The organism is Streptomyces sp. SID11385 (genome assembly GCF_010548245.1).
Classification (GTDB): domain Bacteria; phylum Actinomycetota; class Actinomycetes; order Streptomycetales; family Streptomycetaceae; genus Streptomyces.
In genome coordinates this window covers 1-9,507 of sequence record NZ_JAAGLR010000148.1, presented here as the reverse complement: position 1 = coordinate 9,507, position 9,507 = coordinate 1, and the positions used below count along the sequence as shown (strand labels likewise).

6 protein-coding genes are annotated in these 9,507 nt (G+C 74.7%); 3 read left to right on the top strand and 3 right to left on the bottom strand.

Annotated features, from left to right (window positions below; genetic code table 11):
* From G3I42_RS04815 to G3I42_RS04805, 3 genes are all read left to right on the top strand, one after another.
* Positions 1-2,776 (top strand): molecular chaperone Hsp90 (locus G3I42_RS04815; RefSeq protein WP_164282672.1); only part of this gene is annotated, 2,776 nt, incomplete at its 5' end.
* Between the two features lie 125 nt (positions 2,777-2,901).
* The gene (locus tag G3I42_RS04810; RefSeq protein ID WP_164282669.1) at positions 2,902-3,576 is read left to right on the top strand and encodes a class I SAM-dependent methyltransferase; all 675 of its coding nucleotides are present in this window, start codon (positions 2,902-2,904) and stop codon (positions 3,574-3,576) included.
* Positions 3,577-3,808: 232 nt separating this feature from the next.
* A complete protein-coding gene (locus tag G3I42_RS04805) occupies positions 3,809-4,636 on the top strand; it encodes a DUF2291 domain-containing protein (protein WP_164282667.1) in 828 nt (275 codons plus the stop codon).
* A 74-nt stretch (positions 4,637-4,710) separates the two neighbouring features.
* Here G3I42_RS04805 and G3I42_RS04800 read toward each other — a convergent pair whose 3' ends face one another.
* The 3 genes from G3I42_RS04800 to G3I42_RS04790 all read right to left on the bottom strand — a co-directional run bounded on the left by G3I42_RS04800 (position 4,711) and on the right by G3I42_RS04790 (position 9,159).
* Positions 4,711-7,179: a cation-translocating P-type ATPase gene (locus G3I42_RS04800; RefSeq protein ID WP_164282665.1), complete on the bottom strand. Its 2,469-nt coding sequence runs from the start codon at positions 7,177-7,179 to the stop codon at positions 4,711-4,713.
* Between the two features lie 254 nt (positions 7,180-7,433).
* Complete coding sequence (locus G3I42_RS04795) at positions 7,434-8,195, bottom strand: glucose 1-dehydrogenase (protein ID WP_164282663.1); 762 nt, start codon at positions 8,193-8,195, stop codon at positions 7,434-7,436.
* 160 nt (positions 8,196-8,355) lie between these two features.
* Positions 8,356-9,159, bottom strand: a complete 804-nt coding sequence (locus G3I42_RS04790; RefSeq protein ID WP_164282661.1) for a helix-turn-helix domain-containing protein — start codon at positions 9,157-9,159, stop codon at positions 8,356-8,358.
* Positions 9,160-9,507 lie beyond the last annotated feature (348 nt).

The following is a 9,507-nucleotide window of genomic DNA, read 5'->3' as shown; positions in this document are numbered from 1 at the left end:
CGGCCGCTTCGGCGTCGGCTTCGCCGCGGTCCTCGCCGTGAGCGACGAGCCCGCCGTGCTCGGCCGCACCGGCGGCGTGCGCTGGTCGCTCGCCGAGGCCCGCGAGGCCGTCGCCGCGCTCGGCTTGCCCGCGCTCGACGAGGAGGTACGGCGCCGCGAGGGCCACGTACCGCTGCTGCGCCTCCCCTTCGCCGCCGAGGGCTCCGCGCCCGAGGGCTACGACACCGTCGTCGTCCTGCCGCTGCGCGACGCCGTCGCCGAGGACCTGATCGAACGCCTCCTCGCGGGCATCGACGACGCCCTTCTGCTCTCCCTGCCCGGGCTCGCCGAGATCGTCGTCGAGACCCCCGAGGGGACCCGCGTGCTGCGCCGCCGCGCCGAGGAGCCGTACACCGTCATCGAGGACGACGGCGCCGTACGCCGCTGGCGCACCGTCAGCCACGGCGGCGCCCTCGACACCGCGCTCCTCGCGGGCCGCCCCGTCGAGGAACGCCTGCGCCCCTGGTGGGCGGTGACCTGGGCGGTCCCCGTCGACGCCGAGGGCGCGCCCGAGGCGCCCCGCACCGTGCCCGTCGTGCACGCCCCGACGCCCAGCGAGGAACCGCTCGGGGTGCCCGCGCTGCTCATCGCGACGCTCCCGCTCGACACGAGCCGCCGCCACGTCGCCCCGGGCCCGCTCACCGACTTCCTCGTCGCGCGCGCCGCCGAGGCGTACGCGGAACTCCTCGCCGACTGGCGCCCCGTCACCCCGGCCCTCCTCGACCTCGTCCCCGGGCCGCTCGGGCGCGCCGCGCTGGACGGCGCGGTGCGCGCGGCGATCCTCGCGCTGCTGCCCCGTACCGCCTTCCTCGCGCCCGCCGTGCCGCACGAGGGCGAGGAGCCGGGCAGCTTCACCGCGCTGCGGCCCGTCGAGGCCGAGGTCGTCTCGGGCGCGGGCCGCGAGACCGTCGACGTCCTCGCCGAGGTCCTGCCGAGCCTGCTCCCGGCCGGTCTGGAGAGCCATCCCGCGCTGCGCACACTCGACATCGCGCGCGTCCCGCTCACCGAGGCCGTCGACCGCCTCGCGGGCCTGGAGCGCGCCCCCGGCTGGTGGTACCGCCTCTACGACTCGCTCGCGGGCGTCGACCCCGACCGCCTCACCGGGCTCCCGGTCCCGCTCGCCTCGGGCCGTACCGCCCTTGGCCCCCGCCACATCCTCCTGCCGCTCCCGGACGGCGGCCCCGCCGCCGACGTCCTCGCCCGGCTCGGCCTCAAGGTCGCCCACCCCGAGGCCGCGCACCCGCTCCTCGAAAAGCTCGGCGCGCTCCCCGCGACCCCGCGCGCCGTCCTCACGACGCCGCAGGTGCGCGCCGCCGTCGCCGCCTCGCTCGACGAGGAGCCCTGGGACGGCGGCCTGGAGACCGAGGGGCTGCCGGACCCCGAGGAACTGGCCGAACTCGTCCTCGGACTCGTCCGCGACGCCCGTATCGAAGCGGGTGACGAGCCCTGGCTCGGCGCGCTCGCGCTCCCCGACGAGGACGGCGAACTCGCCCCCGCCTGCGAACTCGTCCTCCCCGGCGGCGCCTTCGCCGCCGTCATGCGCGAGGACGCGCTCGCCGCCGTCGACGCCGACCTCGCCGCGCGCTGGGGCGAGAAGCCCCTCGCCGCCTGCGGCGTGCTCGGCACCTTCGCGCTCGTCCGCGCCCACGACACCGTCCTCGACCCGGACGAGCTGGAGCCCCGCGAGGGCGACTGGCCCGAGCCGGACGACGCCGGGCTGCTCGACGCCGTCGACGTGTGGTGCGAGGACGTCCTCGACCGCTTCCCCGACACGCCCGTGCCGCCCGTCGCGACGGAACTCCTCGCCGTCCGCGACCTCGACCTCGTCGCCGAGGACCGCTGGCCCGAAGCCCTCGCCCTCCTCGCCCGCCCGCCCTTCCGCGAAGCCCTCACCGCCCCCGTCCGCGTCCTGCTCCCCGACGGCACGACCGAATCCGTCCGCTCCTACACCGCCTGGTGGCTGCGCGGCCACCCCGTCCTCGGCGGACGCCGCCCCGCCGGGCTCCTCGCCGCGGGAGGCGACCCGCTCCTCGCCGGGCTCTACGAGGAGGCCGACGCGAGCGGCTTCGAGGACGCCGAGGTGCTGCGCGCCCTCGGCGTGCGGACGACCGCGACGGCCCTGCTCGACGAGCCCGGCGGCGCCGCCGAACTCCTCGACCGCCTCGCCGACCCGTCCCGCGAGGTCACAGCCGCCCAGCTCCACGGCCTCTACTCGGCGCTCGCGACGCTCGACCCCGAGAACGTCACGCTCCCCGAGGACCTGCGCGCCGTCCCCGCCGCGCCCGGCGCGTCCCCGTACGTCGTCGACGCGACCGAGGCGTACGTCGTCGACGTCCCCGACCTGCTCCCGCTCGCCGGGGACCGGCCGCTCCTGCCCGTACGGCCCGCTCTCGCGGCGGCGCTCGCCGAACTCCTCCAGGTCGGCAGGCTCAGCGAGGCCGTCCCCGCGGGCGTCGAGGGCGAGGGCACGGTGCACGACGTGCCCGCGGCCGTCCGCACGCTCCTCGGCCCGCGCACGCCCGCCACGTACACCGAGTACGAGGAGCTGACCGCGGGCGGCGTCGAGGTCGACTGGCGGCACACGCCCGACGGCACCGTGCACGCCGCGACCGTCGAAGGCGTCGCGGCGGGCCTCGCCTGGGCGGCGGGGCAGTGGCCGCGGCGCTTCGAGGTCGCGGCCCTCCTGGAGGACGACTCGCGGACGGCGGAGCTGGCGCGGGACCGCTGGTTCGACTGACCGCGCGGCGGGCGCGCCCTTGTTGCCGGAACGGCAACGCAGTTTGGCGCGCGCCCGCCCCCGCCCGCACCCTGGCAGCTCACCCCGTGGTCGCACGGGTCTGTGCGAGAGAGGCAGGTACGGGCATGAGCGGGCACCCCCAGCACACGGTCGGCGAGGACTTCGGCGACGGGCGCGCCTTCTGGGAGGGGCGGTACGCGGAGAGCGACCGCATCTGGAGCGGCGAGCCCAACGCGGCGCTCGTCCGCGAGGTCTCCGGCCTGACGCCGGGCCGCGCCCTCGACCTCGGCTGCGGCGAGGGCGCCGACGCCGTGTGGCTCGCGCGGCGCGGCTGGACCGTCACGGGCACCGACATCGCCGAGACCGCCCTGGTCCGCGCCCGTGCGCACGCCGCCGATGCGGGCGTCGCCGACCGTACGCACTTCGAGCAGCACGTCCTCGGCACGAGCTTCCCCGAGGGCAGCTACGACCTCGTCACCGCGTCCTTCCTGCACTCGCCCGACGCCTCCTTCCCGCGCGAGGCGATCCTGCGCCGCGCCGCCGAGGCCGTCGCCCCCGGCGGCACGCTCCTCGTGATCGGGCACGCCGGGCTCGCGCCCTGGGAGTCGTACGAGGAGGGCGACCCGCACCTCGCCCTCCACCTGCCCTCGGCGCAGGAGGTCCTGGAGAGCCTGCGGCTTCCCGAGGGCGAGTGGGACGTCCTGACCGCCGCCGAGCACGACCGTGTGCAGCACGCCCCGGACGGCGAGGCCCACCACCGCAGGGACAACGCGCTGAAGGTCCGCAGGCACGCGGGCTGAACCCTCGGCGACGAGGGGGTCATGTGACTCCCCTGTGAAACTAATGTGATCGGAAAGTCTGATCGGCGAGGGCAACCGGGATGCCTCCCGGCCTGTCTCCTCGTACGAGCCATGAGGCTCCTCGATCACATGTGCCCCGCGCCCCCGCGCGTCCGGCGCGCCGCGTCCCGTACGCGCGCCGCCGGACCCGGCGCGGCGCGGGCACCTTCTCCCTCAGGGGAAACACATGCGCATGCGTGCCACCGCGGCCGTCGCCGCGCTCGCGGGCTCCCTCGCCCTCGGCGCCCTCGCCGCCCCCGCCGCCCAGGCGGCGACGAAGCCCCCGGCGCTCGACCTGAGCTTCGGCAAGGCGACCGTGAACGGCGGCAAGCCCGTCGTCGTGTCCACGGGAACGGCCAAGACCACCGTGAAGGTCACCTTCACCGCCAAGCACGGCAAGAAGGTCGACGTCTTCGACGGCAGCGTCGACATGGTCGTCGGCCTCTACCGGGGCACCGACGTCGACCACGCCGCGCGGAACTTCTGGAGCGGCGGCATCTCCTGCGCCGAGCCGAGCGCGACCTCGCTCTCCTGCACGACGAAGATCACCGTCCCCGCCTCGAAGCTCTCCAACGCGGACGCGGGCGCCTCCTGGAAGGTCTTCCTCGGCGGCATCGCCTGGAACGGCCAGAACCCCGACAAGGCCGACGACTCGAAGATCAGCACCGTCGAGCAGCAGAAGGCCGCGACCGCCTCGCTCCAGCGCGCCTCCAAGCTCACCGTCAACGCCTCGCCCGAGCCGGTGAAGAAGGGCAAGACCGTCACCGTCACGGGCGCCCTGACCCGCGCCAACTGGGACACCGACAAGTACGCGGGCTACACCAAGCAGTCCGTGAAGCTCCAGTTCAAGAAGAAGGGGTCGAGCACCTACACGACCCTCAAGACCGTCAAGACGGACAGCAAGGGCAACCTGAAGACCACCACGAAGGCCACGGCGGACGGCTACTTCCGCTACTCCTTCGCGGGGACCTCCACGACCCCGGCCGTCTCCGCCGGGGGCGACTACGTCGACGTGAAGTGACCGACATGAGGTGAGTGCCGCACCGCGCTCACGGAGGGCCCCGTACCGGCGTACGGGGCCCTCCCCCGTACCGGCTACTTCTCGTCGGCCCGCGTCGCCCCGCCCCTCCGCGCCAGCCTCCGTGCCCGCGCCGGGGTCTGCGCCGCCGGCTCGCTCGGGAAGCGGCGCCCCGCCCAGCGCCACACGAACTCCAGGACCACCGAGGCGATCACCGCGATCAGCACGCCCGTCCACGGCATCGTCGTCCCGACGAGCTTGAGCGCGAAGAAGTCCTGCAGCCACGGCACCGTGAGGACGAGCAGGAAGCCGAAGCCCATCACCGCGACGAGCAGCACCCGCCACCACGTGTACGGGCGGGCGACGATCGCGAGGACCCACAGCGAGATGAGGAAGAGCGTCAGCGTCGCCACGCTCGTCTCCGCGTCGAGCGCCCCGTGCCCCGAGTAGTGCGCGCGGGCGATGAGGTACGCGACGAACGTCGCCGCGCCCGCGACGATCCCGCAGGGAACCGCGTACCGCATGACGCGCCGCACGAAGTGCGGGCGGGCCCGCTCCTTGTTCGGCGCGAGCGCGAGGAAGAAGGCCGGGACCCCGATCGTCAGCGTCGAAAGCAGCGTCAGGTGCCGGGGCAGGAACGGGTACTCGACCTGCGAGCAGACCACGAGGATCGCGAGCAGCACCGAGTAGACCGTCTTGATGAGGAAGAGCGTCGCGACCCGCGTGATGTTGCCGATGACGCGGCGGCCCTCGGCGACGACCGAGGGCAGCGTCGCGAAGCTGTTGTTGAGCAGCACGATCTGCGCGACCGCGCGCGTCGCCTCCGAGCCCGAGCCCATCGAGACGCCGATCTCCGCGTCCTTGAGCGCGAGGACGTCGTTGACGCCGTCGCCGGTCATCGCGACCGTGTGCCCGCGCGCCTGGAGCGCGCCGACCATCTCCCGCTTCTGCTGCGGCGTCACCCGCCCGAAGACGGTGTGCTCCTCGATCGCCGAGGCCAGCTCCGCCGGGTCCTTCGGCAGCTCGCGCGCGTCCACCGCGCTCTCCGCCCCCGGCAGCCCGAGCTTCGCCGCGACCGCGCCGACCGCGACCGCGTTGTCCCCCGAGATGACCTTCGCCGCGACGTGCTGCTCCTCGAAGTACCTCAGCGTCTCGGCCGCGTCCGGGCGCAGCCGCTGTTCGAGGACGACGAGCGCGGCGGGATCGGCGTCCCCCGCCGCGTCCGGCGCGTCGAGCGCCGCGCCCTCGCGCGCCTTCGCGAGCAGCAGCACCCGCAGGCCCTGCCGGTTCAGCTCCTCGGTCTCCGCGAGCGCCGGGTGTCCCGCGGGCAGCAGCACGTCGGGGGCGCCGAGCAGCCAGCCGCCCTGCCCGGCGAACACGGCGCCCGAGTACTTGCGCGCCGAGGAGAACGGCTGCGCCTGCTCGACCCGCCAGCCGCTCGTGTCGGGGTAGGCGTCGATGACGGCCTGGAGGCTCGCGTTGGGCCGCGGGTCGGAGGCGCCGAGGGCGCCGAGCACGGTCGCGGCCCGCTCCTCGTCGTACGGGCCGAGCGGCGCGAGCCGGGAGACGTCCATGCCGCCCTCGGTGAGCGTCCCCGTCTTGTCGAGGCACACCGTGTCGACGCGCGCGAGCCCCTCGATCGCCGGCAGCTCCTGCACCAGGCACTGCCGCCGCGCGAGCCGGATCACACCGATCGCGAAGGCGACGGACGTGAGCAGCACGAGGCCCTCGGGGACCATCGGCACGATGCCGCCGACCGTACGGGCCACGGCGTCCTTGAAGCTGTGCTCCTCGACGACGAGCTGGCTGATCACGAGGCCGATCGCCGTCGGCACCATGGCCCACGTGACGTACTTGAGGATGGTCGAGATACCGGAGCGCAGCTCGGAGCTGACGAGGGTGAACCGCGAGGCCTCCTCGGCGAGCCGCGCCGCGTACGCCTCGCGCCCCACCTTCGTCGCGGTGAAGGCGCCGCCGCCCGCGACGACGAAGCTTCCCGACATCACCGGGTCGCCCGGCTGCTTGACGACCGGGTCGGCCTCACCCGTGAGCAGCGACTCGTCGATCTCCAGGCTCTCGGCCTCCGCGACCTCGCCGTCCACCGGGATCTTGTCCCCGGGGCCGATCTCGATGAGATCGCCGAGCACCAGCTCGCTCGACGAGACCTCCGCCGCCCGCCCGTCCCTGCGCACGGTCGGCTTCGCCTCGCTGATCACGGCGAGCGAGTCGAGCGTCCGCTTGGCACGCCACTCCTGGAAGACGCCGATCGCGGTGTTGGCGACGATCACGTACCCGAAGAGGCTGTCCTGGAAGGGCGCCACGGCGAGCATGACCAGCCACAGCACCCCGATGATCGCGTTGAAGCGCGTGAAGACGTTCGCCCGCACGATCTCCGTGAGCGACCGCGAACTGCGCACCGGAACGTCGTTGACCTCCCCCCGTGCCACCCGCTCCGCGACCTCGGCAGCACTCAGCCCGGCGGCGGCCCCCGCCCCGCCCCCGGTCCCGCCGCCGGCCCCCGCACCGGCCTTCCGCCCATCCGTCATGGAACCGACCGTATGCGCTGATCAGGTCCCGCACCTGTCGAGAACGGGTGCGAATGTGCCGGGCGGGCAAGAATCCGTCTTCAGGGGGAGGACGCGGCCGAGCCCTCGTCCCCCACGAGTCGTCAGGGTCGTCCCCCTGAAGTCGTCAGGGTCATCCTCGGGGAGGACGCGCGCGTCCCGCGGCGGGGGCCCGGCGGGACGCGCGCCCCGCCCGGCGCCGCCTCACATCGGCGCCGCCTCACATTGGCGCCGCCTCACATCGATGTCGTGAAACCGCCGTCCACCACGAGCGAGGACCCGTTCGCGTACGTGGACAGGTCGCTTGCGAGGAAGACGGCCGCGTCCGCGATCTCCCGCGGTCGCGCGAGCCGCTCCATCGGGATCGAGCCGCCGCCGCTGAACGCCGCGAGGTCGGTGCGGATCATCTCGGTGTCCACGAGCCCCGGGTGAATCGCGTTGACCCGGATGCCCTTCGCCCCGTACGCGTCGGCGAACGAGTACGTGAGCAGCCGGATCGCGCCCTTGCTCGCGCTGTACAGCGGCGTCGCACGAGAGCCCTGGATGCCGCCGATCGAGGACAGGTTGATGAGCGAGCCGCCGACGCCGCGCGCCGTCCAGTCGCGCACCGCCTCCTGCGAGCCGATCCAGGCGCCCTTCACGTTGATGTTCATCATGAGGTCGAACACGGCGTCCTCGGTCGCGAGCGGGTCCTCCTCGAACCGTGTGATGCCCGCGTTGTTGACGAACACGTCGAGCCCGCCGAACTCGCCCGCGGCGGCCACCGCGGCGCGCACCTGGGCGCGGTCCGTGACATCGGTCGGTACGAACACCGCCCGCGCGCCCTGCTCCTCGACCAGCTCCACCGTGGTCGCCCCGCCCTCGCGCGGCGTCTCGCGCACGTCCGCGACCACGATCGCCTTCGCGCCCTCCTCCGCGAAGCGGAGCGCCATGGCGCGCCCGTTGCCGCTCGCGGCGCCGGTGATGACGACGACCTTGTCCTTCAGCAGTTCCGGCATGATTCCTCCAGGTCTCGCGTCCGTGCGGTCCGCCCGCACCGGCCGCCGCGCGGTTCCCCCGCGCCCGGCCTCGCCCCCCAGCCTGCTCGGCCGCGAGCCGCCCCGCCTGCCCCACAGCGCACAGCCCGTGGCCGGGGAGCGCACGCCATTCTCGTCCGGCTCATACGCCCCGGAGCCGCGCCCCCGCCCGGTACTCGCTCGGCGTGACCCCGTGCTCCGCCTTGAACGCACGCGTGAAGTGCGAACTGTCCGTGAAGCCCCGGCGCAGCGCGATCGCCGTCACCGTGAGCCCGCGCAGGAGCGGGTCGGCGAGATCGTCGCGGGCCGCCTCCAGGCGCCGCGCCCGCAGCCACGCCGAGACCGTCGTCCCCGTGTCGTGGAAGAGGCTGTGCAACTGCCGCGTCGACATGTGCGCTCCCGCCGCGATCTCCTCGGGCCCGAGCCCGGCCTCGCCGAGGTGGGCGCGCATCCACTCCTCGGCCTCCGCCCGCAGCCGCGCCCTGCGCGCCCGGCGCGGATCGGCGGCCTCGGTACCGAGCCGGGTCCGCAGCAGCGCCCCGACCAGCTCCGCCGTGCCCCGCGCGAGCCGCCCGCCCGCCTCGCCCCGGTAGGCGTCGAGGTGCCGCGCGGTCTCGGACAGGTGGGGCAGCACGATCCGCGCGAGCGCGTCGTGCGGGGTGACGGCGGTCGCCGCGAGCTGCGCCAGCTCGGGCTCCCCGAGGTCCACGGCGGTACGCGGCAGCAGGAGGATCAGCGAGCGGAACGCGCCCTCGCCGAGCAGCCGGTACGGGCGGGCGGTGTCCACGAGGGAGAGCGCGCCCGGCTCCAGGGTCGCCTCGCGGTTCCCCTGCCGGACCACGGTCGCGCCGCCGAGCTGGAAGAACACCTTGACGGCCCCCGCGTGCTCGCGCGCGCCGCCGGGCAGGTAGCGGATCTCGTGCGCGGGCGCGTCCACGAGCGACACGAGCAGCCCGTGGTGGTCGTACGCCTCGATCCGACGCGTCGAAGCCGCTCCGCGCCCCGACCTCCACGTCCACCGGCAGGAAGGTCCGCGAGACGGCGGCCCCGAAGGTCCTGGCGTCATGGAGCCGGTGGGTGCCGGGGGAAGCCGCCGTGGTGCTGCTCACTGCCGTGTCTCTTCCTGATCCGACCGCCCCCGCTCATCTCAACGTAACACCGCACAATCCGACGAAATGGTGATCGAGGGGCGGAATCCGGCCGAGGTCGGAGGGGGCCGGACGTTCTCGGCGCGGGCTGGGCGGAGCCGCGCGTTCCCGGCGCGGGCTGGGCGGAGCGGCCCCGCCCCCGGCGC

Bases quoted from the DNA above. Each gene is read 5' to 3' on its own strand.
- G3I42_RS04800 (WP_164282665.1), bottom strand. From the start codon at position 7,179: ATGACGGATGGGCGGAAGGCCGGTGCGGGGGCCGGCGGCGGGACCGGG.
- G3I42_RS04810 (WP_164282669.1), top strand. From the start codon at position 2,902: ATGAGCGGGCACCCCCAGCACACGGTCGGCGAGGACTTCGGCGACGGG.
- G3I42_RS04795 (WP_164282663.1), bottom strand. From the start codon at position 8,195: ATGCCGGAACTGCTGAAGGACAAGGTCGTCGTCATCACCGGCGCCGCG.
- G3I42_RS04805 (WP_164282667.1), top strand. From the start codon at position 3,809: ATGCGTGCCACCGCGGCCGTCGCCGCGCTCGCGGGCTCCCTCGCCCTC.